The sequence below is a fragment of the Bacillus sp. N3378-2at genome (assembly GCF_033412715.1).
GTDB classification, from domain to species: domain Bacteria; phylum Bacillota; class Bacilli; order Bacillales; family Bacillaceae; genus Bacillus; species Bacillus subtilis.
Genome location: NZ_CP117986.1, coordinates 2,130,001 through 2,153,825 on the forward strand (window position 1 = coordinate 2,130,001; position 23,825 = coordinate 2,153,825).

Below are 23,825 nucleotides of genomic sequence, written 5' to 3' on the forward strand. Positions count from 1 at the left end.
CCGTACTCCCCAGGCGGAGTGCTTAATGCGTTAGCTGCAGCACTAAGGGGCGGAAACCCCCTAACACTTAGCACTCATCGTTTACGGCGTGGACTACCAGGGTATCTAATCCTGTTCGCTCCCCACGCTTTCGCTCCTCAGCGTCAGTTACAGACCAGAGAGTCGCCTTCGCCACTGGTGTTCCTCCACATCTCTACGCATTTCACCGCTACACGTGGAATTCCACTCTCCTCTTCTGCACTCAAGTTCCCCAGTTTCCAATGACCCTCCCCGGTTGAGCCGGGGGCTTTCACATCAGACTTAAGAAACCGCCTGCGAGCCCTTTACGCCCAATAATTCCGGACAACGCTTGCCACCTACGTATTACCGCGGCTGCTGGCACGTAGTTAGCCGTGGCTTTCTGGTTAGGTACCGTCAAGGTACCGCCCTATTCGAACGGTACTTGTTCTTCCCTAACAACAGAGCTTTACGATCCGAAAACCTTCATCACTCACGCGGCGTTGCTCCGTCAGACTTTCGTCCATTGCGGAAGATTCCCTACTGCTGCCTCCCGTAGGAGTCTGGGCCGTGTCTCAGTCCCAGTGTGGCCGATCACCCTCTCAGGTCGGCTACGCATCGTCGCCTTGGTGAGCCGTTACCTCACCAACTAGCTAATGCGCCGCGGGTCCATCTGTAAGTGGTAGCCGAAGCCACCTTTTATATTTGAACCATGCGGTTCAAACAACCATCCGGTATTAGCCCCGGTTTCCCGGAGTTATCCCAGTCTTACAGGCAGGTTACCCACGTGTTACTCACCCGTCCGCCGCTAACATCAGGGAGCAAGCTCCCATCTGTCCGCTCGACTTGCATGTATTAGGCACGCCGCCAGCGTTCGTCCTGAGCCAGGATCAAACTCTCCGATAAATGGATCACAGGTTAAGTTCACCGCATCTCGCGGTGACACCTGTGTGACCTGCGTCGTGCAGGCCCTAGTTTGACTGACTACGCACATCGCTGTGCGATTTTTAAAAATGAATTAACAGGTACGTTTTGTCTTGTTTAGTTTTCAAAGATCATTCAATAATGGAGCGGGTGATGAGAATCGAACTCACGACATCAGCTTGGAAGGCTGAGGTTTTACCACTAAACTACACCCGCATGGTATCTTATATGGCGCGCCCGAGAGGAGTCGAACCCCTAACCTTTTGATCCGTAGTCAAACGCTCTATCCAATTGAGCTACGGGCGCTTATCAAGCGACTTAACTATCATACTATCATTTGATGTTGAAGTCAAGAAGTTTTTTTAAAATGTTTTTTCGAATCTTTTTCAATTCGACTTTTCTTATTATACACATTTTTAAAATCTTGTAAACACCTTAGAAAAACTTTTTTGTTTTTCGTTTTGTTTCACGCTGTTCATCAGCGACGTTTAATAATATACCATGCCTGTTTTATTTGGTCAACACTTTTTTTTTATTCTCTTCTTTCACCCCTTCTCATGTATATATTTTATCTCATCTTACAAACAATATAAGAAAATCTCTTAAGAAGAAATGAGGCGTGTTATGTATTACTACAAAGAGGAACTGATTAATATCATTAAACCGGACAGCCAGACCCGGCAGCTGCTAAGGTCCTGCAGGAGATATTAGGCGGTCATTACGGAGAAATGCGTACAATGATGCAGTTTTTTTTTCAAAGCTCTAATTTCAGAGGAAAGCAGAAACAGTACCGCGATCTGCTTCGTGGCATTTTTTTGGAGGAGATTGCCCACGTTGAACTGGTTCAAAACACAATCAATGCTTTATTAGATGAATCAGGCGGTGAAGGTGTCGGCAGTCAAGGTACAGATCAAGCGCCACTTGATGAAGCGGTTAAACATGCTAATCCTCATCATTATATTATTGGAGCGCAAAGTTCCCTTCCGGTTGATGCAGGAGGCAATCCGTGGAACGGGTCGTGGGTGTATAACCACGGAAACTTAATTACTGACCTGCTGGATAACCTGCTTCTTGAGTCGACAGGTGTGCTGCAAAAAACAAGAATTTATGAAATGAGCTCTAATCAGACATTCCGCGAAACACTTGCTTTTCTGATTGTACGCGACAATGCTCACCAGAATGCATTCGCGAAAGCGCTCGAGACATTGGGCGTTGAGTGGGCGAAGCTCCTCCCTGTGCCGAATTATGACATTAATAAATATCCTGAGTGCAGAAAGTATGTCGAATTAGGCTACCATAATGCACAGTTTAACTTTAGGTTGGATGAAACGAGAATCGATGAAATCTATCAAGGGAAATCTCCAAGCCGAAATGGCGGAGAGTTACAAGTAATAGATCCACCGGCAGGGTTTCCCGTACCAGTGCTTCCTGAAATACCAAATGAACACAGTCCTGGGTTAGGCGATATGAATGCTTAATCCAGTGGGAAGGTGCTCAAGAAACTTCTTGAGCACCTTCTTATTGTACATTACTGATTCATTCAACGATTGGCGTTAAAGAATCGCCGTTCCATATTTCTCCCTTATTGAGTGTCCAGCTGTCATGATATAAAGCCGAAGCACCCTTGTTTACAGCTGGGCTCCATTCATCATTCCATGCCAGAAAGTAAATGGTTTTAGGATATTTTTGTTTTACAGCATTGATGAACAGGCTGTAATCGAAGCTGCCGTTTGCTGTTTGCGGGCCGACTTCTGTAAAAGCAAATGGTTTATTAAGCGCTGTTAGCTGATCGTATCCATTGATCGAGTAGGCATCTTGAAAATACGCATCTAATCCGACAATATCCACGTAAGACGCGCCCGGGTAAAAATCAGTTTTAAAATCTCGGTTGGCGTCGGGAGAGTAAACCCAAATCAAATGATCAAGTCCTCTTGTGTCGGTCATATAATGATAGATTTTCTTGTAGAGCTGTTTATATAGAGAGATTCTTTCATTATCCTTTTGGTTATATGATGTAAGTCCCCACCAAAACCATTCGCCGTTCATTTCATGCAGCGGCCTGAACAGAACAGGCACACCTTGGTTCTCCAGCTCTTGAAGTCCGTCAGCAATTTTGCTGAGCATGGCATTTAGCCGTTTTCCTTCTGCTGTTGAAGAATCTAGTATTTTTTTATACTGATCGTTTGTAATCGGTGTTTTAAAATGCCCTGACTGAAAAGCAGGGTTCGCCAGGTGCAAACTGATTTGCGGAATTCCGCCATTTTTCCAATACGACATTAAATCACCGTTGCAGCTTACATCTATTGAATCTTCAATTTTAGCTGTTTCAAGCCACCCTCTGGCATAATCGCAGCCGTAAATAGCAGGCGATTGCCCGGTGGCGCTTCGGATTCTATCAGCCTCAGCCATAGAAAATGTGTCATGACTGTAACCTCCGAACGCTCCGGAAAGGACTCTGTTTTCCGTTCGGTTCGGCAGGTGCGCAAGCCAGTTCATCACTGCTTTTGTTGTCTGCTGGGCATTAGGATTCACAGGCGACACAGTATGCGCTTCAATTGGTTTTGCTAAAACAGCAGACGCAAGTAAAAATATAATGAGCAAAGAGATCGTATGTTTCTTAAACAAATGCAACTCCCCCATTCATTAAGGATGAGATATCATGAATTCACATGTTCCTTCTATTGAAAACTCGCCAAAATGCGCAGGCAAGACAAAGTGTGAGCCTGCATTGCATTCATACTGAATACCATTATTTATGATTCGTCCTGATCCGCTCAGAACACTCCCCAGCAAATAGGTTTGATGTGAAGGAAAAGCAGCTCGGCCGCTAATCTTCCATTTGTACACTGAGAAATAATCTGATTGCACATAAACAATGATCTCAGCGTTACCAACTTCTTTTACTTCCGGTGTATGCACTTTATCGATATGCGGTATCGTTATGACCGTTTTACCAAGGTCGCCATTTTCATGCAGTTTTGCATAATCATCATCAGGATGGACTTGCACGGAGAGATCCATATTGGCGTCCAGCAGCTTTACCAGCAGCGGAAACACCTTACCATCCGGAAACCCGAATATCTCTGGGTGATCTTGCCATACTTGATCTAGTGTCTTTCCTGCCAGCGGGCCGTTCTTTACAGCCGACGGGCCATGGGCATGTGCAGAAACGGCCCAGCACTCACCTGTTTTTTGTGAGGGTATTGCGTAGCCAAAGCGTCACGAAGCTTCGTCCCTCCCCATAGTCTTTCTTTAAAGACAGGCTCTAAAAATAATGGATGCGTCATGATCGCACCTCCCCGGATGCTGCCTCTGCTTGTAAGGCCTGATGCGCTAAAACTAGCGTGCCGATGATTCCGGCGTTACTGCCTAAACGTGGAGGTACAATATAATCACTTATATCATCTGACAATTCAGAAAAATCTAAGTAGTTGTTCATGATTTTCGGTACATATTGATAGATATAAGAAAACACTTGTTTCTGTTGCATGACGCCGCCGCCAAGAATGATTTTTTTAGGTGCAAGGATCAAAATATACTGAGCCAGTGCTTGGGCAATATAGTACCCTTCCAGTTCCCAGACTTGTGCTATACCTGATAAATCCGCGGCTTTTTTTCCCCAGCGCGCTTCAATGGCGGGACCGGAAGCCAAGCCTTCAAAGCAATCTCCATGATAAGGACACTTCCCTTGGTATGCGTCATCCGGGTGCCTCCGGATATAAATATGGCCCATCTCTGGGTGCGACAGCCCCTGAAGGAGCCTGCCCCCTACAATTGCGCCCGCACCGATGCCAGTACCAATCGTTATATACAGGCAGCTGTCGAGACCCTTCGCTTCACCGAAAAGGAATTCACCCAGCGCCGCAGCGTTGACATCTGTACTAAATCCGACTGGAATTTTCATTTCGTTCTTAACAGTTTGCAAAAAGGGGTAGTGTCTCCAGCCCGCTTTCGGCGTGGCCATAATGGTACCGTATGTTTGACTGGTTTTATCGTTATCAACGGGGCCAAAGGAGCCGATGCCGATCGCCTGTAATGAAAATTGGCGAAAATATTGAATCACTTTCTCTATCGTTTCATCCGGCATCTTTGTAGGGAATTCTATTCGGTCAATGATTGTTCCATCTTCTTTACCGACAGCACAAATAACCTTTGTGCCGCCTGCTTCAATACCGCCAAGCATGCAGATGGCCTCCTTGTTGTCTCCGCAATCAGCGCCGTATGTTTACAGAAGTCACAACAAACTTGTCATGCCGATGACGTGAAAAGGAATATTCAAATGGAATCCCGGTATCTAAGAAGCCCACATGTTCCACTTCAAGAATTGGATCATCCTGTTTGCAGCCCAGATGCTGCTGGTCAATATGATCAGATTTGCAGGCTCTGATTTTCCGATGCGTTCCGGCGATTTTGAGCTGCAGCACATTTGTAATATGATTGTAGATCGAATCATGAAGGACATCGTCATTAATGCCCGGTATTAAATGAGTCGGCATATATGTTTTTTCTAATACATAGGGTTCACCTTCTACAATTCGCAGCCGAACGACATAATAAACCGGTGTTTTCTGATCAATAGACAAATGGGCGGCCACTTCCTCAGTGGGAAATTGCACTTTAAACTGAATGACCTTGCTTTGGATTTTTTTATCTTTCAGCAAGTTGGTCAATCCGAGAATCTCATTGCTGACTACATGTACATGGTCATCCTGTATTGCAGATTGAATAATAAACGTGCCATGGCCGCGTTTTCTAAACAGCAGACCCTCGGCAACTAAATTATCCAAGGCTCTCTTCATCGTCATGCGGCTTGAGTTAAATTCTTTTGCAAGAGATACTTCATCAGGAATGGGCTGATCGATCGGATATACGTTATTTTTAATTCTATTTCTCATTTCATTTGCAATAATTTCGTATTTATTCATTGGCATCCTCCGGCAGCTGTTAGAGTCTGATATCACATAAGCTTTTACGGATATCATAAGTTCTTTTCCCTATTTCATCAATGTTGCGGATTTTCGTCATCTCTATTCGTTATGATGATTGCCGGAAGATCTTGACCTTTAGGAAAATCTAGAAACCGCTATGCTCAGCAACCTTTTTGAACCATTTTCCGCTCTTTTTGACGGTTCTTTCTCCGTCTTTCTCAAGATTGACTGATACAAATCCGTATCGGTTTTTATAGGCATTTGTCCAAGACCAGTTGTCCATGAACGTCCATAAGTGATAACCTTTTACGTTTGATCCTTCCTGTATGGCGCGGTGAATCCATTTGAGGTGCTCTTTTATAAATTCAATCCGGTAATCATCTTGAATGATGCCTTGTTCATCCCTGAAGCGCTCTTCACCTTCAACCCCCATACCGTTTTCAGAGATAAAACACTCGATGTTGCCGTAGTTTTCTTTTAAATTGATCAAAATATCATAAACGCCTTTTTCATAGATCTCCCAGCCTCGATGCGGATTCATTTTGCGGCCCGGCATGACGTAGGGATCAAAATACCTGTCCGGTAAAAAAGGAGCGTCGGGATTCGGAAGATGTTCTTTCGCTTTCACACGTCTCGGCTGGTAATAATTCACTCCCAACAGGTCAACCGTGTTCTTTTTGATGATGTCAAGATCTTCAGCGTTGTAATCTGGCATAAAGCCTTCATGCTTCAAAATGTCAACCAGCTCTTTGGGAAATTCGCCTTTGACAGATGGGTCTAAAAAAGATCTGTTAAAAAACGCGTCTGCGATTTCCCCGGCTTTCACATCCGCCGGATGGCTGCTTCTCGGGTATGAAGGGGTCAAATTTAAGATGATGCCGATTTTTCCGTCCTGCTTCATCTCCCTGTAAGCCTGAATGGCGCGGGCACTTGATAGCATCGTATGAAATCCAACCTGGACGGCCTCTTTAAAGTCGACCTTGTTTGGATAATGAAAATCATATAGGTATCCGCCTTCTACGGGAACGATTGGTTCATTATGCGTAAACCATTTTTTCACCCGGCCGCCAAACAAACGGAAGCAAGTTCTTGCATAGTTTTCATACGCGTCAACCGTCTCTCTATTGACCCAGCCACCGATTTTTTGAAGCGCTATCGGCATATCGAAATGAAACAAATTGACAAAAGGTTCAATTCCGTTAGCGATTAACTCATCAATGACATTGTTATAGAAATTTGCGGCTTTATCGTTGATCTCGCCCGTTCCGTTTGGTATTAATCGTGACCAGGAAATCGACATCCGGAACGAGTTGTGGCCAAGCTCCTTCATCAGCCTGATATCTTCTTTATAGTTGTCGTAAAATTGGGATGTGTCTGCGGGGCCGACATGATCAAAAAAACGATGCGGTTCTTTTTCAAACCAATAATCCCATATATTCTGGCCTTTTCCGTCTCTGTCGGCGGCACCCTCCGTTTGTGTTGCTGAAGCCGATGATCCCCACCAAAAATCCTTTGGAAAACGATATTGTTCTGTTTGTGCCAAGTCTCTCTCCCCTTATGTCACATTTTTATGCTGTTATCATTTTGCTGAGCAGCTGTCTCCTGCACAGCCTGTTCTTTTTCTTTTGCCAGATTTAATTTATCCATTGCTTTTAGGAACGGAAACCAGATCACGAAGACAATCAGCAGATTGATAAGCTGCATCACGCCCCCCATGATTGAGTTCGTCGCCATGATGCCATTAATGAACAATGGAACCGTCCACGGCACTGTCACACCAGTCGGAGGCGGAACGAGCCCGGCTGACATAGCCAGATAGGTGACGAGCGTAACAACCATCGGTGCCAGCACCCAAGGCACAATAATGATCAGATTCATGACAATCGGAAGCCCGAAGATAATCGGTTCGTTGACGTTAAAAATACCGGGAGCGAGGCCAAGTTTTGATACTTGCTTCATCTGCCTGCTTTTCATGAATATGAGAATGGTAAACACAATCGCAAGCGTCATCCCGGTTCCGCCCATCCCTACTGTATAAATCTCCATAAACGGTTTTGAAATAATATGAGGGATTTCTTTTCCCGCCGTGTAAGCAGAAAGGTTTTCTACTGCAGTGTATTCCAAATCGGGTCCATCACGGAGTTGATAATGATCTGTCCATGCAGTCCGAAAAACCAAAGAATTTGTATGAAAAACACGGCAATCAGCGTTGGAATGATACCGCTTCCAAGTCCGACAAGCGGAGCCTGAATCGCGTGATAAATAACGTCGTGCATATTTGTTTTAAAAAACAGAGTCACCATTACGTTAATCAGCAAAAATACGGTCAATGTGATAAAAGCCGGAATAAGTGCGGCGAATGATTTTGCTACAGCAGGCGGAACGCCGGCTGGCATTTTGATTGTCAGGTTTTTTTGAACGATTCTTCTGTAAATTTCACCAGAAAGAAATGCCGTAATCATCCCAAGAAACATCCCTTTTGCACCGAGACGGTCGACCGGAATAACCCCTGTAACGGCATCTCCTGTTTCCGGCTGAACGATAAATGGCGTTAAGAGCAAAAAGGAGACCAAAGCGATCGCTCCGCCAAATACAGCTTCGACCTGATAGCTTTTTGACAGGTAATAGCCTATCCCGAACACAACAAAGACAGACATAATGCCCATAGTCGCCGTGGAGGCAATGCCGAAATGAGACTGAAACGATGTAAGCATTGAGGCGTTCATGATTTTGTTTAGAAACGGCAAATTCGTTAACACGACAAAAATGGACCCGAATATCGTAAGCGGGAAAGCCAGCATAAATGCATCACGCAGCACTTGCAAATAGCGGTTATTGTTTAACCTCCCTGCAATTGGAACAAGGAATTGGCTGATTTTCTCGAACACCCTATCCACCCCGATTATTTATAGATTCTTGGTTTTAAAAATATCAAGCATCTCTTTCACTAATTCTTTCATGGATAATGTTGACATCAGATGATCCTCCGCATGCATAAGCAGCAATGAGAAAGCTTGTGCCTCTCAGCCGGATTCCTTTTGTATCATTTGAAAGTGAATGTCATGGGCCGCGGATAAATCCTGCTCAGCCTTGGCAATGAGGGCATCCGCCTCATCCTTGTTCCCTTCTTTGTAGGCGCGCAGTGATTGTATGATGCAGCTGCGGGCATTGCCACTGTGCAGGATAAGCTGAAAACTGATTTGCTCGTCTGTTAAATTCGTGATTTTCATCTGTTCCATTATTGATTCACCATTAAGGACAATGCCTGCTCATACGCTTTTTTCCCATCTGCCATTCCGTAGGCCATCATGTCAATGACTTCAACCCGAATGTTGTATTGATCCGCTTCTTTTTGGAGTTCGCTTTTCAGAAAGCTCATTTGCGGACCGATCAAAACGGCATCCGCTTTTCTCATGTCTTCTTTTGCTTTATCCTGGCCAACAGCCCAAATCTCTGCTTCCTCACCGATAGACTGTGCGTATTCCTTCATTTTTGTCACCAATAAACTGGTAGACATTCCTGAACTGCACGCGAGTAATATTTTTTTCAACTGCTATCCCCCCCTTGTGATTAAAACGCTTACACCGATTATTATAGTCATTTATTTTTAAATGTCTATACTTTTATAAAATAAATATAATCATATACTTTTCCGGTTCATCATTTTGTAAATTTTTCTATGGAAGATTCATTCATAATGTGGTACACTCATCAACGGAAACGAATCAATTAAATAGCTATTATCACTTGTATAACCTCAATAATATGGTTTGAGGGTGTCTACCAGGAACCGTAAAATCCTGATTACAAAATTTGTTTATGACATTTTTTGTAATCAGGATTTTTTTTATTTATCAAAACATTTAAGTAAAGGAGTTTGTTATGAATTTCAAAGTTTTCCTGCTTGCAGCTTCTACGATTGCAGTCGGATTGGTTGAGTTAATTGTGGGGGGAATTCTTCCTCAGATCGCAAATGATTTAGACATTTCCATTGTTTCAGCCGGACAGCTGATCAGTGTGTTTGCGCTGGGATATGCAGTATCTGGGCCGCTGCTTTTGGCATTGACTGCAAGGATTGAGCGGAAGCGCTTATATCTAATTGCTTTATTTGTTTTCTTCCTTAGCAATCTTATCGCCTACTTCAGCCCTAATTTCGCAACACTGATGGTATCTAGGGTATTGGCGGCGATGAGTACAGGGCTGATTGTTGTGCTTTCTTTAACGATTGCCCCGAAAATTGTTGCGCCTGAATACAGAGCCCGCGCAATCGGAATTATTTTTATGGGTTTCAGCTCTGCTATCGCATTAGGTGTGCCGCTCGGAATCTTAATCAGCGATTCCTTCGGGTGGCGGATTTTGTTCCTTGGCATCGGCCTGTTGGCGCTGATCTCCATGCTGATTATTTCAATCTTCTTTGAAAGAATACCGGCGGAAAAAATGATTCCTTTCCGGGAACAGCTCAAGACGATCGGTAATCTGAAAATCGCGAGTTCACACCTCGTCACGATGTTTACATTAGCTGGCCACTACACGCTTTACGCTTACTTTGCGCCGTTTTTAGAAGAGACTCTTCACCTGAGCTCTTTCTGGGTCAGCATTTGTTATTTCCTTTTCGGGATATCTGCCGTATGCGGAGGCCCTTTCGGAGGAGCGCTATCTGACCGGCTTGGTTCCTTTAAGAGCATTTTGCTGGTGACCGGTTCCTTTGCCATCATTATGTTCTTACTGCCGCTGTCTACATCGTCTATGATTTTCTTTTTGCCTGTCATGGTGATTTGGGGTCTTCTGAGCTGGAGCCTCGCCCCGGCTCAGCAAAGCTATTTAATTGAAATTGCACCTGATTCGTCTGACATTCAGCAAAGCTTTAACACATCGGCCCTCCAAGTCGGAATTGCCCTTGGCTCAGCCATTGGCGGTGTTGTTTTGGATCAAACGGGTACTGTGGTGTCAACAGCATGGTGCGGCGGGTCAATTGTGATCATCGCTGTCCTGTTTGCTTTCATTTCTTTAACAAGACCTGTTCAGACAGCAAAAAAATCCTCCTTGTAAAAGGAGGATTTTTTATGATTTAGCTGAAAGCTCATCTTCTGTGACCCATTTGTGGTTTTTCACTTTTTCGCCGCTCGTTGTCGATGTGTAGTCAACCATGTATACAGTTGTTTTTTCCGCGGAATCGATCTCGGCTGTTGCTCCTTTCATGCCTTTCATATGAGAAGCCTCTAAAATCACCTGATCTCCGGGTTGTAACGTTTTATCTCCGGCATCTTTGATTTCTTCTTGGATCACCCATTTGTGATGATCCACACGCTGTCCCCCATTAGTCGGAGTATAAGAAACAACATACGCCGTTGTATCATAGGCGCCTGTTACCGTAGCTTCAGCACCTTTCATGCCTTTCATATGAGAAGTATTGATGATTACTTGGCTGCCTACTTTGTATTTCGGATTTTTAGATTCCTGTAATCCCTCTGGAACGTCAGCTGATCCGGAATGGTCCATCTCTTCATGTGTTGAGGAGTCTGAATGATTGTCATGTGTGCTTTCTTTCGTACTGTTGTTATTGCCGCATGCTGATAAAACAAAAACTAGAGATAACATCAGAATTCCCAGTGCATATTTAGAGATTTTCATATTCATTCTCCTTTGCTTCATTTTTTTCCTGTAACTTTTGCCCGCAGACAATGAAAACATGCCCTCTCGATAATACTATACCCCCGAACGGTATGTAAATACGCTGATATTCTCATAAAGCGTTCCCGCAGTTTGTCCTATTCCCCTTTGTTTGCAAAGCCAAACATAAAAAAAGCCGCTGTCAGGCGGCAATTACTGATTTAAGATTTTTATATACACACCTTTTTTTGCTTTTTGATAAGCGGCCTCACCCATTTTCCTCACCTTTTCAGAAGCATCTGAGGATTTGATCCATTCACCATCAAAAAAAATGGATGGATCGATTAGTCGCATTTTCTTCTTTTGATGGAAATCGTACTGGATGTCATCTTCTATTACTTGTATGCCGGGATGAATGGATGTAAGCAAGCTCAGAACTTCTTCATTTTTTGATGCACGCAGGATGTTCAGTACCTCTTGGTCCGTTTTCAGCAGATCCTCTGCGGATATGACATCATGCCGCAGCGCTGCCTTCAATGCTCGCGCTAAATATTCATATCCATATACATTCACAGGATTCAAAAAGAAATCAATTACTTCCTTGTAGTACACACTGACAAACCATTCGCCAGCTTCAATACTATCTGGAAACATCCTTCCGTTTCTCACAATAAGATGATCCAAAAAGGTTTGCGCTTCGTGCAGGTTAATGTGTCCATATCGGTATATATCACGCAGCGTATAGTCTGTCCGATCAGCACACAGCTCCGGTGCGGGCTGTTCGAGCAATGTCCACCTTGAATCGTCAGATAAAAGTTCTTCAGTATGATAGCCGTGTTTTTGTAAAATGTCCGGGATTTCAGAGTGAACAATGACTTGTTGAAAGATGTTTTCATGATAGTCTTCTGCTTGATTTTCAAAGACAACGTCGACCACATGAGAAAAAGCTGTGTGTGATACGTCGTGGAGCAGACCCGCAATCTGTTCTTCTATCGTTCCTCCGAGCTTTTTGATGAGGAGCATTACGCCGATGCAGTGCTCATATCTGGTCACATTCCACTTTTGATTGACTAAAAAGCTTGCTCCGCCTTGATAGATTCCTTTTAATCTTTGCACAGGAGCGCTTTTGATAAGCTCTTCCAGCACTCCGTCTATATGGTGGTGCCCGTAAATAACATCGCTGATTTCCATGCTGTCACCTCAACATCTATTTTTTGTTATATATTGTTTATATGCAATCTTTCAATAGAGGAGTGTTACGATGATCATCATCCCAAACAATGAGATAGCGAAACATATGTTGACCGCTTTTTTTGCCAAGCATTGGGGTACACCCGAGATGGCGATTTCAAGCGGCATTTTTCGGTGTGATGAATTAGATGGATTTGCCGCAGTAAATGAAAGCGGCGAAATCATTGGCTGTATTACATACTTGATAGATGGGAAAGATTGTGAAATTATTTCATTAGATAGTATGATTCAAAATAAAGGAATCGGCACAGCTTTACTTCAGCAGGTTGAAGAGACGGCTAAACATGCACATTGTCAACGAATAAAGCTTATCACAACGAATGATAATGTACATGCGATGGCGTTTTATCAAAAGAGAGGCTATCAATTCGCCGAAGTGTTTCCGAACGCAGTTGAAAAAGCGCGCCGACTCAAGCCGGAGATTCCCGAGGTGGCTGAAAACGGCATTTTGATTCGGGATGAAATTCTATTTTCGAAGGTAATTGATTAAACGAATAGGAGTCTTTTATGTCCAGTCATTATAAATACCCTCTCATTTTCACGGCATTCCTATTAATCGCTTTCTGCTTGATCTTTTTTTCCTATCACCTGATTCATCATGTTCGTTTGGAGTATCCGAATTGGCAGGGAGAAAGCAAAGATCAGAATTGGGAAGCTGTTTTCACAAAAAATGAAGATGCACCGAATGAATACAGCGGCAAACTTTATTGGATCGGTGATACAATTGAAACAGACAACACTTATTTGGAATCACTGATTGTAAAAAAAGATGATGAAGTTCTGCTGAGTTCTAACACGGAAATTCCAATGCGTGACTATTCCGGAGGCACTTTTTCTGATGGAAGCGCAAAAGAAAAGTCTGTTTCTTTTTTAGAGCGGTTAGATGAACATGAGCTTGAAGGCCATGATATTACGATTGAAGTGAAATGGAAACAAGGTAATCATTATTCTACGAGTCAGCTTACGCTCAATGAAAAGACCTTGTTTGATGAAAAGCAGCAATAGATGATCAAAACGAAAAATAGACAAATGAAAAGGCATAACATATTTTATACAGCTCATATGCTATGCCTTTTTCTTCATTTCCGCCAAAAAGTGGAGCAGTCCGCCTTATCCAGAATATTAAACTCAATCATTTTCTCAAGTAGCGTGTAATCAACTGGACCGTTCCAAGGGATACGTATCAGCTGCTCGGTGTAATCATATCCGGCCTTCACAATATCATCCTCTACGTGCGCTATCGTTACTTTTTCAGGAGCGACAGCTAAATGCTTTTTAGAAACACTAAAGCCAATAATAAATGTACCGTGATCCGTAAACATCGGTTGGTTCCATTTTATTTCTGTATGTAAATTTGGATATTTATCTTTGATCCAAGTCAACACCTCTTCCGTTCTTTCTTGGTGGAACGGGTCATCAATCCCCGCTAAATACTCAGAAAAAACGTCCATGTTGTTCCCTCCTAAAATAAAATGATGCCACTCCATATGAACTGCTCAGACATGTACTTACACAATACCTCTTCCAACATAATACTTACAATTGTTCAAGATGTAAGCGGGTTGCTTCTATGCGACTATAGCAGATTTCAGTCCGCCTATCCACGGCCAGTATCTATTCCTCCAATTTATTTCTATAGTACTATCACTCTTTCCTTTCTCTTGATAGCAGTTCATTATTCTTGTAAATCCAATCTTTAAAATCGATTAATACTAGCTTAACAGTTTAAAAATATAATTGGGTTGTCATTGAGATTCATCTATATTTAGGAGGTTATCCAGTTGAAAAAATTCCCGAAGAAATTACTGCCTATCGCGGTTTTATCATCTATTGCGTTCAGCAGCTTAGCCAGCGGCAGTGTGCCTGAAGCCAGCGCCCAGGAAAAGAAAAAGGGGAACCAAGACGAAATTAAAAATGTTATTGTTCTGATTGGTGATGGTATGGGTGTGTCTTACACGTCCGCTTATCGATACTTAAAGGATAATAAAAAGACAAAAGTTGTGGAGCCTACGGCTTTAGATCAGTACCTTGTCGGCCAGCAAACAACTTACCCCGATGATCCTGAACAAAATGTAACGGATTCTGCAGCGGCGGCAACAGCTATGTCTGCGGGAATTAAAACATACAATAATGCCATAGCCGTTGATAACGACGGATCAGAAGCCAAAACGGTGCTTGAAGCTGCGAAAGAAAAAGGAAAAGCAACAGGACTTGTGGCCACTTCAGAAATTACACACGCCACTCCGGCCTCTTTCGGTTCACACGACCATAGCCGAAAAAATATGAACTCAATTGCGGATGATTATTTTGATGAGATGGTCAACGGCAAGCACAAAATTGATGTCCTTTTAGGCGGAGGAAAGAGCAATTTTGACCGTAAGGACCGTAATTTGATTAAAGAATTCAAAAAGGCGGGGTACAGCTATGTGGATAATCGCAAGGACATGCTGAAAAACAAAGACAGCCAAGTTCTCGGCCTATTCGCTGACGGCGGCCTGCCTAAAAAGATTGACCGGACGAAGGATGTTCCATCACTTAAAGACATGACAAACACAGCCATTAAAAAATTAAACAAGGATAAAGACGGATTCTTCCTCATGGTGGAAGGCAGCCAAATTGACTGGGCGGGCCATGACAATGATATCGTCGGCGCCATGAGCGAGATGGAAGACTTCGAACAAGCTTATAAGGCAGCTATTGATTTCGCTAAAAAAGACAAGCACACATTGGTTGTCGCAACGGCTGACCACTCAACCGGCGGATATTCCATCGGTGCGGACGGCATCTACAATTGGTTCAGTGAACCCATTAAAGCCGCAAAGCGCACACCAGACTTTATGGCAGAAAAGATCGCTGACGGCGCGGATGTTGAAAAAACGTTGAAAACATATATCGATCAAAAGAAATTGGCTTTAACAAAAGCCGAAATTCAATCTGTTGAAGAAGCGGCAAAATCGAAGGAAGTACTGGATATCGATAACGCAATCGAGAACATCTTTAATAAACGCTCTCACACTGGATGGACAACAGGCGGACATACCGGTGAAGATGTTCCCGTCTATGCATACGGTCCGTCTAGTGAGACATTTGCCGGCCAAATCGACAATACAGAAATCGCCAAAAATGTTTTCAAGGCTTTACAATACAACATTAAGATTAACGATAAGTAAAAGAATACAAGGTGTCCCGTTGCTTGTATGAAGTAACGGGATCTCTTTTTAATGGAGGAATCATCATGAGAAGAATTCTTTCAATTTTCGTTTTTGCTATCATGCTTGCGGGCTGCTCATCAAACGCCAGTACTGAAAAACAGCATGCAGGCGGGGAGAAAACAGTAAAAGCTGAGCCGCAAAGCACTTCATCCCAGAAGGACAGCACAGATGATTATCAGCCTAATTCCCAGGTAACTGATGACCGGTCATTGCATAAGGTCGGCCAAACGTTTTCAGATGATAAAGGAAAAGCTGTCTTAAAAGATATCAAACAAGTGAACAAAACCTATAAAATTGGCGACGTGGAGTTAACAGTAAAAGAAATGAAGCTGATCCACTTGCGCCCGGACTACAGCATGATTGATTACTTTCATGAGTTAACACATGATGAAGAGTTTGATTTCGTTAAGGTTTTCGTTGATATCAAGAACACCTCTACAAAAAAAGTAAATGTTGCGCCGATTGCATTGATGAAAACAAATACGGGTGAAACCTTTGATTGGAACAAAGATATTTATCTTGAAGAGTTAAACGGCGAATTGGAAGGCGGCGCCGAAAAGTCCGGAAATCTCGGCTTTATTGTGAACGCATCAAGCGGCCATGCTCATGATAAGGCCGCGGATGCTGAGAAGAAAACAAAAAAGATCGAGTGGATCGAAATCACGACAAGTGACGTCTTTGACCATAACCATAAGAAAATCAGTGATGCTCAAAAAATCAAAATCAAGTTTTAAATTAAGAACTCCCGTACAAGGTACGGGAGTTCTTTTTCTTATTTGTTTTTTTGGCGAATCAACTCATCAATCCGCTCCATCACTTCTTCCATGTCCATACATTCTTTGAAGCTTTGATTGATTTTTTTAATGCCTGCCATATACTGATCGTTGCGCAAAACCTCATCTACGGCCTGTTTTAATATTTGGGCATTGACTTCATCTTTAGAGATGACATAGCCTGCATGGAGTTCAGAGAGACGCTGCGCCACCATCGGCTGATCCTTGTCATGAGGCATGACAACCAGTGGCACGCTGAAATGAATGCCTTCGTTTACGCTGTTCATTCCGCCGTGTGTAATGAAAACATCCGATTGCTCCAGCACTTCCAGCTGAGGGACATACGGAGCAATGATAAAGTTTTCCGGCGCCTGCTTTAATTTGGTCAGGTCCGCTTTTTCTCCGGCAGCGATGACGACTTTTCCGTTAAAGCCTGAAAATGCATCAATACAAAGGTTGAAGAAATCCTCTGTATGATCCAGTACAGTCCCCATTGAAATATAAATGACACTCTCATCTTTTAGCTGTTCAATCGGGAAATCCGTTTTTTCCGCTCTCTTTGGAAAGCTTGGCCCGATAAACAGACATTCATCCCCGAAACGATCACTTTCTGGCTGAAAATAACGGCTTGTATACACTACGTTCAATTCCCCTTTATTGTTCATGAATTGAACCAGGTTTTTCGGGGCAACACCGTACGTTTCTTTCATTTTTGCCAAAAGATCTTCGCACTCTTGATCCAATTCAAGCGGCGCTCCAGACTCCGGATGCAGCGGCAGGATTTTCAGGTGCTCCTCGCCAAACAAGAAAGACGCCGATGAAGAGACTCCTGGAATATCTAAGTAATCCCTTACCAATTCCCCCGCGCCGAATTTATCATAATAAACAAAATCAAATTGAATGCTCTTAGATAAGTCTTTGACAATCTGTAAAATGTCCAATGACGTTTTGATATGGATTTTCACGAAATCAAGAATGCCATTGGGCGAACCGACATGAATAGGTGTCGTTCGCAGCAGATCCCGGTGAAGATGGACCGTTGCTCCCGCTGCTTCTAATCGTTTTTTATATTTTTCAGTGGATATATAATGGACATCATATCCCTTATCGGAAAACGCTTTTGTAATGCCTAAGGTAGGATTCACATGGCCTTCCGCAGGAAAATTCAAAATCAATACTGTCTTCATGTAGACAACTCCCTCTCAAATCGTATTCTGACTCTTTGTTTGATCAGACTACTACTAATCGTAAAATGGGAACACAACCCATGCAAGGTACAAATGAATGAACTATTCTGCTGCTCTGGACTTAATCAAAAAAAAAGACACCCAAGCTCTGGTGTCTTTTTTTACACTTTTCTGATCGTAAAAAATTTCCGCAGAAGCCATGGGCCCGGTGTAAAGCCCAGCGTTAACTGCCAAGCGCCAATAGCCTGCAATCTGTATTCGCGGACGATCTGCATCTTCCGGCTCATGCTTCTGACATCCTCAAACCATACCTCATGCGTCCGCCCCTGCTGATCACTGTACCGGAAAAACGGTGATTGATATTCGGCTGAATATTGTATCGGGGATTGGTACCTCATCGCTCTTTCGATTGCGTTTTGATTTGAAATCGCTGAAGCAACTGTGCCCGGCTGGTACGGGATGATCCAGTCGTACCCGTAGAGCGGGACTCCGATAATGATTTTTCTGCTCGGCACCTGCGCAATCGTAAACTCAATGGTTCTCCTTATTTCAGTAATCGGCGCTACAGGACCCGGCTCACTTCCGGCATGATGCCAATCATAAGCCATGATAAACATATAATTGACAACCGCTCCTATCCCCCCGTAATCGTAGCCTCTCAGCCAGGGAATATTATCGCTTGTTTTTGCCGGAACAGCTATCGTCAGCACATACCCTCCCGCCTGAAGGCGATCTCTCAGCTGGCGTAAAAACCCAGTGAAAAGATCGCGATCCGCGGCGCTCACCTGCTCAAAATCGATTGTGACACCGCCATATCCCCTTGTGGAAACTAAGTCATAAATGTTGTTGACCAGATTGGTTCTCGCTGTCGGATTGTTTAGCACTTGGTGAACAATCTCCGTACTGAAGCCTCCTGATGTAAGGTTCGTTATTGTTGCCAGCGGCGTCACCCGTCTTTGCCATGTTGTCTCAATAGCGGCCGCATCATTCAATTGGTTTGCAATGTCGCCGTTCGGTGCAATATGGTATTCGAAAATCGAAATCGAAGACGAGTATGGCGCATAATCATTGATTAATTCCCGATCGAGGTCAGGATTTCGGAGCACGTAAAAACTTAACGTTCCCGCAATGTAATTTGAGATCGAAGGAATCGTTATTTTTGCTCCCGCTTGTAAAGCATTTGGGCTGATGCCCGGATTGGCGGCTCGCAGTCGCTCTAATGGCACAAACGCTTTGGCTGCAATGGCGGTAAGCGTATCTCCAGGCTGGACTGTATATACATAAAGAGGGATAAGCAGAGCCTGCCCCGGCACGATATTCGTTTCATCTAAACCATTCACACCCCGTATTTGATCAACAGAAGCACCGTATCTTCTGCCTATCGAAAACAAAGAATCACCAGGCCCGACGATATGGATAAACATGTTTAACCCCCATTATTCGTTAGTCAAACCATCATAAAATCTTATTAACGGGGCCTCTTAGATATGTGGTGAATACATAAAAAAATACCAAGGGTTCTGCTCTCCCTTGGTACCGGATCATAGAAATCAATTCTCTTTACCTTCTTCAAGCACATGCTTCAAATGCTCACAGTCATGATTGAAATGAGCCAGCACATGTTGTTTGGCTGCTTCTTTGTTTTTCTTTTTCACTTCTTCAAATATCCTGCGGTGCTCACGCAGTATCGTTTCTGCGCGGTGGTCGCCGGTATAATTAAGAATTCTGCAAAAATGAATCAGGTCATTTACATGCTCAAGCAAATTTTTCAAATGTCTGTTATGGCTGAAATCAACCAGCAGCTCATGAAATTTTTGGTTTAAACGAATGATTTCCGTATCTTCCGTGCCGTTGCGAATGGCTTTCTCTGTTTCTTCAAGCTGTTTTTCGAGTATGGTCAGCTCTTCTTCGTCCGCTTCGTCTATGACTAATTCGACTGCCAGCTGCTCCAGCGGAATTCTGATTTTATAAATCTCATCTACATCTTTTGCCGTTAACGACGTGATCGAAAACCCATTTCGGTCATCCGCTTTTAACAAACCATCTTTCTCAAGCAATCGCATGGCTTCCCTTATCGGAGAGCGGCTGACGCCAAAGCTTTTCGCCAGCTGTGTTTCATTTATCCGTTCCCCAGGCTTAAAAGTCCCGTTGAAGATCATTTTTTTTAGCTGGTTATAAAATTGCAGGTAGTAGGGAGTCGGCTTATCTAATTTAAAATCGTCCATATATAATACCTCTTTTGAATATATTCAAGGGCTTTTCTTCATCAAAATCATATAACAGATGGTAATGGGAAGCAACAAACTGCCTTGTCAGATCCCTGAATTTGAGGTACGATATGCTTGCTGAACGACGGTCGACGGACTACTGGCAACTGAAAAAACGACGTGTTTTTCTTCGTCAATAGGACAATATACCTCCGCCAGAATAGCGCACGATTACATTTTTTACATCTTTTCAATGGAGGAAAAAATATGCTCATTATTCTTGTTATGTTTCTTCTAGGAATTATTTTAGGCTTTATTGGCGCCGGTGGAGCCGGCTTTGTCATTGCCCTTTTAACGCTTCTTTTCCATATCCCGATTCATACGGCTTTAGGCACTTCGCTTGCCGGCATGGCTTTTACAAGCTTATCAGGGGCATACAGCCACTATCGCGAGGGCAACATTCAAATGAAAATCGGCTTAATAGTCGGAGGCTTTGCTGCGGTTGGCTCATTTTTCGGCGCCAAGCTGACATCTTTTATTCCGGCTGATTTGCTTCATTATTTGACGGCTGGAATGTTATTTTTATCAGCAATTCTCATTTTAATCAGATTATTTATTTTAAAAGAGAAGGCTCAAGTGAATCAAAGCACTCTTTCAACGTATACGAGAGCGGTCATCTTAGGAATTGCAGCCGGCGTTCTTTCCGGCACATTCGGCATCGGGTCGGCACCTTTTATTCAAATCGGTTTAATGATTATGCTGAATCTGTCCATTCGCCATTCTGTCGGAACGACGATGCTTGTGATCATCCCTTTGGCTGTAGGTGGAGGCATCGGATATATTACAGAAGGTTTTGTTGATTACGTTTTGCTTGTCAAAGTTCTGGTCGGGACAATGTGCGGTGCCTATGTAGGCGCGAAATTCACCAACCTCATGCCAAAGGTGGTTTTGAAATCAGCCATCTTTTTGACTCCGGCGATTGCAGGCCTGCTGTTGTTATTCTAAATAAAACAAAAAACCTGACGTCATGTCAGGTTTTTTTTATGAATTCTGCCCTACTCGTTCTTTCGTTAATCCAAAAAACGCCAGTGAGCCGATGACAGCTGTTACAAACATGATGGCTCCCATCGGAACGGCTGTTGTCTCATTAATGCCTACAAGCGGTGACACGATTGAACCAAGGAGCAGCGGGAGCATCCCAAGCAGCGCACTTGCACTTCCGGCGCGGTGCCCCTGCTTTTCCATGGCCAGGGTAAACGTGCTGGTCAGAACCATGCCGATCGTAATCATGTAAATGAAAATGGATATGACTAATGTAGCAAGAGGACCGTGAATCATGGTCATGGTTAATAGCACAGCCGTCGCAATCATAGCCGTAATGACCGCTATACGAAGCAGGCTTTTTTCATGAATGATTCCGCCAAAGCGTCCGATGATAAAGCTGCCCGATATAATCGCCAGCCCGTTAATGCCAAAAAGAATACTAAATACCTGCGGCGACACCCCGTAGATATCCTGGTATACAAAAGGCGTACCAGACACATATGCAAAGCTTCCCCCGTGAATAAATCCGACAGTTAACGCGTACCCCATAAAGGATCGATCCTTCAGCAGGCTGCCCATCGTTTTGACGGATGTTCCGATTGAGCTTGGAATCCGTTTTTCCGGCGGAAGCGTTTCTTTTAACCTCAATGCAATCAGAAGAACTAGTAAAAATCCGATGATCATGAGGACGTGAAAAATTGTATGCCACGTTGCGAACGGCAAAAGCAAAATGGCACCGCCTGTCATAGGCGCAACCATTGGCGCCACCGCGGTAATGACCATTAACAGCGAGAAAAATTTAGAAAGCTCTCTTCCGGTAAACACATCGCGGACGATTGCGCGAGACAGCACAAGCCCTGCAGAAGCAGTGAAGCCTTGTAAAAAACGCGCAGCCACTAAAGTTGTTATATTGGGCGACAGTGCACAAAACAGAGAAGATAACGCAAATAAAAAAATACAGATTAATAGCGGTTTTCGTCTTCCCTGCGCATCGCTGACCGGCCCGACAATCAGCTGGCCGATCGTAAGTCCGACCAGACAGGCTGTTAAACTTAACTGAACAAGTGAAGCACTTGCTGATAAATCTTCCGCGATTTCAGGAAAACTTGGCAAATACATATCTATATTAAGCGGGCCCAATATAGCAAGCATACCGAGCAGAAACGCTAGTGCCAAGCGTTCTTTTCCAGTTGGATTGTGCAGCATGTTATCAAACCTTCCCTTCAACCTAGTCCCTTATATAATGGATGTCAGCTCCAACAATGGATTGAAGCTGTGAAACATTTGTATATTGTATCATAACTTTCAGCCTGTGAAAGCCGCTTGAGCATGGGCACGGCAAAGTGATATTCCGAACACCTATAAATGGGAATGTTGCAGGGAATCATCGTGACCAGCATCATCTGAAGAAGCGGCCAGCTTTTTTTGCTAAGTTCTAGCCTAGCGAATTTTATACGCTGGGAGGTTTTTCTAGAGTGCAAATAGCTTGCAAGATGAAATCAATCGTTGTATATTAATTGACGTGTCAATCATTGATATATCAATTAATAGTTTTGACAGGAAAGAAGGGATGGGTTTTGGCGTCATTTTGTTCAGAGGAAGCCGAGATTTTATATCAGCTGCAAGGCGTGAACAAGGTGATTGGCGTGAAGTTCGAGGCATGCACGGGCATCAGCCAATCTCGTTTGGAATTGCTGACATTGCTTTATCATGCAGATGAGATCAGTCAAAGCGACCTTCAAAAGAAAGTAAATATCGATAGCGCAGCCGTTACCAGACACCTGAAACAGCTGGAAGCTAAAGGCATGGTATCAAGGCGGCGCAAGCCTGAGGACAACCGCATCACCCTTGTTCGGTTAACAGACCAAGGAAGAGAGCGAATTGAGTCTTCTAAGAAGGAAAAGGAGCGTTTCATGAAGGAAATGCTCGCAAATGTAAGCGCAGAAGAACGCCGCCTGCTCATTGATGTGCTGGCGCGCATGCGAAACAATATAGATAATATTGAAGCTTAAGAGGAGTGTATCAACATGATCAAAACAAACGATTTTATGGAAATTATGAAAGGCCGCCGTTCTATCCGCAACTATGATCCGGCAGTAAAAATCAGCAAAGAAGAAATGACAGAGATCTTAGAGGAAGCAACAACTGCCCCATCTTCTGTTAACGCGCAGCCATGGCGTTTTCTTGTCATTGACAGCCCGGAAGGAAAAGAAAAGCTCGCACCGCTTGCAAGCTTTAACCAAACACAGGTCACAACATCATCTGCTGTCATCGCTGTATTTGCAGACATGAACAATGCAGACTACTTAGAAGAAATCTATTCAAAAGCCGTGGAACTTGGTTACATGCCGCAGGAGGTCAAAGACAGACAAATCGCCGCGCTGACCGCACATTTTGAAAAGCTTCCGGCACAGGTCAACCGTGAAACGATCCTGATTGATGGAGGTCTTGTTTCCATGCAGCTGATGCTGACTGCACGCGCGCATGGCTACGATACAAACCCGATCGGCGGATACGATAAAGAAAACATCGCGGAAACCTTCGGATTAGATAAAGAACGTTATGTACCGGTTATGCTACTTTCTATCGGAAAAGCAGCAGACGAAGGCTATGCTTCCTACCGTCTGCCGATTGATACAATTGCAGAATGGAAATAAAACAAAGAGCCCGGGAATGTTTTCCGGGCTCTTTG

Annotated in this window: 20 protein-coding genes, 2 tRNA genes, 1 rRNA gene, 4 pseudogenes and 1 riboswitch (1 of these 28 running past the window's edge); of the genes and pseudogenes, 9 read left to right on the forward strand and 18 right to left on the reverse strand. The window is 43.7% G+C overall.

The features are described 5' to 3' along the window. The 3 genes from PUN35_RS11510 to PUN35_RS11520 form a co-directional block, all read right to left on the reverse strand. Window positions 1-903: ribosomal RNA gene (locus tag PUN35_RS11510) — 16S ribosomal RNA — on the reverse strand (it extends 647 nt beyond the left edge of the window). 160 nt (window positions 904-1,063) lie between these two features. Further along, window positions 1,064-1,137, reverse strand: a tRNA-Gly gene (locus tag PUN35_RS11515). Window positions 1,138-1,150: 13 nt separating this feature from the next. Then, window positions 1,151-1,227: transfer RNA gene (locus PUN35_RS11520), tRNA-Arg, on the reverse strand. 318 nt (window positions 1,228-1,545) lie between these two features. Between PUN35_RS11520 and PUN35_RS11525 the strand changes: the two are divergent. After that, a pseudogene (locus PUN35_RS11525) lies at window positions 1,546-2,399 on the forward strand (manganese catalase family protein). Window positions 2,400-2,457: 58 nt separating this feature from the next. Here PUN35_RS11525 and gmuG read toward each other — a convergent pair. The 8 genes and pseudogenes from gmuG to PUN35_RS11565 form a co-directional block, all read right to left on the reverse strand. Further along, a complete protein-coding gene (gene gmuG / locus PUN35_RS11530; RefSeq protein WP_014479019.1) occupies window positions 2,458-3,546 on the reverse strand; it encodes a mannan endo-1,4-beta-mannosidase in 1,089 nt (362 codons plus the stop codon). Window positions 3,547-3,564: 18 nt separating this feature from the next. Then, window positions 3,565-4,208 (reverse strand): annotated as a pseudogene (manA, locus tag PUN35_RS11535) (mannose-6-phosphate isomerase, class I). Then, complete coding sequence (gmuE, locus tag PUN35_RS11540; protein ID WP_014479017.1) at window positions 4,205-5,104, reverse strand: ROK family protein; 900 nt, start codon at window positions 5,102-5,104, stop codon at window positions 4,205-4,207. Before gmuE ends, manA begins: the two are co-directional and overlap by 4 nt. Window positions 5,105-5,132: 28 nt before the next feature. Then, window positions 5,133-5,846, reverse strand: a complete 714-nt coding sequence (gmuR, locus tag PUN35_RS11545) for a transcriptional regulator GmuR (RefSeq protein ID WP_014479016.1) — start codon at window positions 5,844-5,846, stop codon at window positions 5,133-5,135. 148 nt (window positions 5,847-5,994) lie between these two features. Then, window positions 5,995-7,392 (reverse strand): 6-phospho-beta-glucosidase GmuD, encoded by a 1,398-nt coding sequence (gmuD, locus tag PUN35_RS11550; protein ID WP_014479015.1) that lies wholly within the window; start codon window positions 7,390-7,392, stop codon window positions 5,995-5,997. Between the two features lie 17 nt (window positions 7,393-7,409). Then, a pseudogene (celB, locus tag PUN35_RS11555) lies at window positions 7,410-8,737 on the reverse strand (PTS cellobiose transporter subunit IIC). A gap of 18 nt (window positions 8,738-8,755) precedes the next feature. After that, window positions 8,756-9,088: pseudogene (locus PUN35_RS11560) on the reverse strand (PTS lactose/cellobiose transporter subunit IIA). After that, on the reverse strand, window positions 9,088-9,399 hold the full coding sequence (locus tag PUN35_RS11565) for a PTS sugar transporter subunit IIB (protein ID WP_014475989.1): 312 nt from the start codon (window positions 9,397-9,399) through the stop codon (window positions 9,088-9,090). Before PUN35_RS11565 ends, PUN35_RS11560 begins: the two are co-directional and overlap by 1 nt. 177 nt (window positions 9,400-9,576) lie before the next feature. Continuing rightward, window positions 9,577-9,676: riboswitch (purine riboswitch) on the forward strand. Between the two features lie 55 nt (window positions 9,677-9,731). Between PUN35_RS11565 and pbuE the strand changes: the two genes are divergently transcribed. Then, a complete protein-coding gene (gene pbuE, locus PUN35_RS11570; RefSeq protein WP_014479010.1) occupies window positions 9,732-10,898 on the forward strand; it encodes a purine transporter PbuE in 1,167 nt (388 codons plus the stop codon). 12 nt (window positions 10,899-10,910) lie between these two features. On the opposite strand, the gene PUN35_RS11575 is transcribed toward pbuE, so the two are convergent. Together PUN35_RS11575 and PUN35_RS11580 are read right to left on the reverse strand one after the other, a co-directional pair. After that, entirely contained in the window at window positions 10,911-11,531 is a 621-nt protein-coding gene (locus PUN35_RS11575) for a YdhK family protein (RefSeq protein ID WP_072592624.1), read from the reverse strand. Between the two features lie 141 nt (window positions 11,532-11,672). Beyond that, complete coding sequence (locus PUN35_RS11580; protein WP_014479008.1) at window positions 11,673-12,650, reverse strand: HD domain-containing protein; 978 nt, start codon at window positions 12,648-12,650, stop codon at window positions 11,673-11,675. Between the two features lie 70 nt (window positions 12,651-12,720). On the opposite strand from PUN35_RS11580, the gene PUN35_RS11585 reads away from it, so the two are divergent. Both PUN35_RS11585 and PUN35_RS11590 read left to right on the forward strand, forming a co-directional pair. After that, the gene (locus PUN35_RS11585) at window positions 12,721-13,200 is read left to right on the forward strand and encodes a GNAT family N-acetyltransferase (RefSeq protein ID WP_014479007.1); all 480 of its coding nucleotides are present in this window, start codon (window positions 12,721-12,723) and stop codon (window positions 13,198-13,200) included. 17 nt (window positions 13,201-13,217) lie between these two features. After that, complete coding sequence (locus PUN35_RS11590; RefSeq protein WP_014479006.1) at window positions 13,218-13,715, forward strand: YdhH/YoaO family protein; 498 nt, start codon at window positions 13,218-13,220, stop codon at window positions 13,713-13,715. Window positions 13,716-13,789: 74 nt separating this feature from the next. On the opposite strand, the gene fra is transcribed toward PUN35_RS11590, so the two are convergent. Next, window positions 13,790-14,161 carry an iron chaperone frataxin gene (gene fra / locus PUN35_RS11595; RefSeq protein ID WP_014479005.1) on the reverse strand — a complete coding sequence of 124 codons (372 nt, stop codon included), beginning with the start codon at window positions 14,159-14,161 and terminating at the stop codon, window positions 13,790-13,792. Window positions 14,162-14,491: 330 nt separating this feature from the next. On the opposite strand from fra, the gene phoB reads away from it, so the two are divergent. Both phoB and PUN35_RS11605 read left to right on the forward strand, forming a co-directional pair. Then, the gene (gene phoB / locus PUN35_RS11600) at window positions 14,492-15,880 is read left to right on the forward strand and encodes an alkaline phosphatase family protein (protein ID WP_014479004.1); all 1,389 of its coding nucleotides are present in this window, start codon (window positions 14,492-14,494) and stop codon (window positions 15,878-15,880) included. 65 nt (window positions 15,881-15,945) lie between these two features. Continuing rightward, window positions 15,946-16,656 carry a membrane lipoprotein lipid attachment site-containing protein gene (locus tag PUN35_RS11605; protein WP_033882275.1) on the forward strand — a complete coding sequence of 237 codons (711 nt, stop codon included), beginning with the start codon at window positions 15,946-15,948 and terminating at the stop codon, window positions 16,654-16,656. Between the two features lie 38 nt (window positions 16,657-16,694). Here PUN35_RS11605 and PUN35_RS11610 read toward each other — a convergent pair whose 3' ends face one another. The 3 genes from PUN35_RS11610 to PUN35_RS11620 all read right to left on the reverse strand — a co-directional run bounded on the left by PUN35_RS11610 (window position 16,695) and on the right by PUN35_RS11620 (window position 20,107). Continuing rightward, window positions 16,695-17,882, reverse strand: a complete 1,188-nt coding sequence (locus PUN35_RS11610) for a macrolide family glycosyltransferase (protein WP_014479002.1) — start codon at window positions 17,880-17,882, stop codon at window positions 16,695-16,697. 161 nt (window positions 17,883-18,043) lie between these two features. After that, the gene (locus PUN35_RS11615; protein ID WP_014479001.1) at window positions 18,044-19,306 is read right to left on the reverse strand and encodes a glycoside hydrolase family 18 protein; all 1,263 of its coding nucleotides are present in this window, start codon (window positions 19,304-19,306) and stop codon (window positions 18,044-18,046) included. Window positions 19,307-19,432: 126 nt separating this feature from the next. Beyond that, window positions 19,433-20,107, reverse strand: coding sequence for a GntR family transcriptional regulator (locus tag PUN35_RS11620; RefSeq protein ID WP_014479000.1), 675 nt, complete (start codon window positions 20,105-20,107; stop codon window positions 19,433-19,435). 249 nt (window positions 20,108-20,356) lie between these two features. Between PUN35_RS11620 and PUN35_RS11625 the strand changes: the two genes are divergently transcribed. Continuing rightward, window positions 20,357-21,094: a sulfite exporter TauE/SafE family protein gene (locus tag PUN35_RS11625; protein WP_003234130.1), complete on the forward strand. Its 738-nt coding sequence runs from the start codon at window positions 20,357-20,359 to the stop codon at window positions 21,092-21,094. 36 nt (window positions 21,095-21,130) lie between these two features. Here the strand turns inward: PUN35_RS11625 and PUN35_RS11630 are convergent, their stop codons facing one another. Beyond that, the gene (locus PUN35_RS11630) at window positions 21,131-22,339 is read right to left on the reverse strand and encodes an MFS transporter (protein ID WP_014475975.1); all 1,209 of its coding nucleotides are present in this window, start codon (window positions 22,337-22,339) and stop codon (window positions 21,131-21,133) included. A 311-nt stretch (window positions 22,340-22,650) separates the two neighbouring features. Here PUN35_RS11630 and PUN35_RS11635 point away from each other — a divergent pair, with 311 nt between their 5' ends. Continuing rightward, a complete protein-coding gene (locus PUN35_RS11635) occupies window positions 22,651-23,145 on the forward strand; it encodes a MarR family transcriptional regulator (RefSeq protein WP_072557150.1) in 495 nt (164 codons plus the stop codon). Window positions 23,146-23,160: 15 nt separating this feature from the next. Then, entirely contained in the window at window positions 23,161-23,790 is a 630-nt protein-coding gene (locus PUN35_RS11640) for a nitroreductase family protein (RefSeq protein WP_003234135.1), read from the forward strand. Window positions 23,791-23,825: the final 35 nt, after the last annotated feature.